This window comes from Acinetobacter sp. YH16038 (genome assembly GCF_013417275.1).
Classification (GTDB): domain Bacteria; phylum Pseudomonadota; class Gammaproteobacteria; order Pseudomonadales; family Moraxellaceae; genus Acinetobacter.
In genome coordinates this window covers 1-1,173 of sequence record NZ_VPEG01000168.1, presented here as the reverse complement: position 1 = coordinate 1,173, position 1,173 = coordinate 1, and the positions used below count along the sequence as shown (strand labels likewise).

The window sequence follows — 1,173 nt, the reverse complement described above, 5'->3', positions numbered from 1 at the left end:
TGTTATAGCAACATTATATAACAATGTTGTAATATGCAAGATAAACGTTGCTATATTGCAAGATAAACGTTGCTATATTGCAAGATAAACGTTGCTATATTGCAAGATAAACGTTGCTATATAAAGTCTGAAACCATTGCTATATAAGGATTTCAGTCACCCTAAAAATTAAAAAAAATAAAAAAATTAAAAAAGAGGGGAGGGGTCAAAATTGCCCTATGTACTCGCTAAAGCTCGTACTTTATTGAAGCTCGCAAGCTCGCTTCGAGGGGCAATTTTTCGGTTAATCCTGTTTGTGAAATCTAAAAGCAAAAGCAACTATGAATTCGCTTCGCTCATAAGGCTTTATGCTCGCTTCGCTCGGTCTAGGTGCAGATTTCAACATGAAAATATAGATTTTCTAGGGTTCAAGTCATTTAAAAGCGGTTTTTCAGAGGGTCGAGGGTCGAATATTGCTAGTTCGCTCGTAGACACTCGCTCTGTAAAACCATGTATTGTTTAGATAATTTTAATAAACACCAAAAAGAATAGGTATATCTATGGTGCAAAATCATATATTTTGCACCATAGATATACCTATCTTGAACGTGGTCTATTCCGCTTTTCGGCTTCAAGCATCTTGTTGGCTTCTTCATGCTTACCTTGTTCACGCAAGGCTTTACGTGCAAAAAATGCCTGTTTTTCTTGTTCTTGTATGGCTTTGGCTTCTTGTTTTCGTTTTTCCTGTTCGGCTAACTTCCGTTGTTGTTCTCGCTCAAGATAATTTCTTGCTCGGTCATATTTAGCTTTTAGGTTTGGATTAGCCTTGTTTACAGTCAGTTTTGCCCGATCTGTATAGCGTTCAGGCTCAAATCGAGGGGAGTTATTCCTCAATTCTCGTTCTTGTTCTTCCAGCTGGTTCAACTGCTTCTGAATTTCAGCATTTGCTGTATCCCATTTTCCGCCAAAAAACAGGGGTCTTTTTCCTAGTTCTTCTTTTTGGTGTTTAATATCGCTTTTAGATAGCTCTATTTGCTCCAAAACAGCGTTTATTTGCTCGATTTCTGTTTTTTGGATAGATGACGCTATGTTTTTCGCTTCTGTGGCTATAGCGTCGTTATATTGCGAAATAACGCTATATGCAATTTTGGTTAATTCTTCAGGGGAACGTTGTTCCTGGTCTTTTTCTTTTTG

The 1,173-nt window shown here is 37.4% G+C and carries 1 pseudogene; it reads right to left on the bottom strand.

Annotation, left to right across the window (positions count from 1 at the left end):
* Nucleotides 1–576: 576 nt before the first annotated feature.
* Nucleotides 577–1,173 (bottom strand): annotated as a pseudogene (locus tag FTV34_RS17590) (hypothetical protein); the annotation flags it as partial.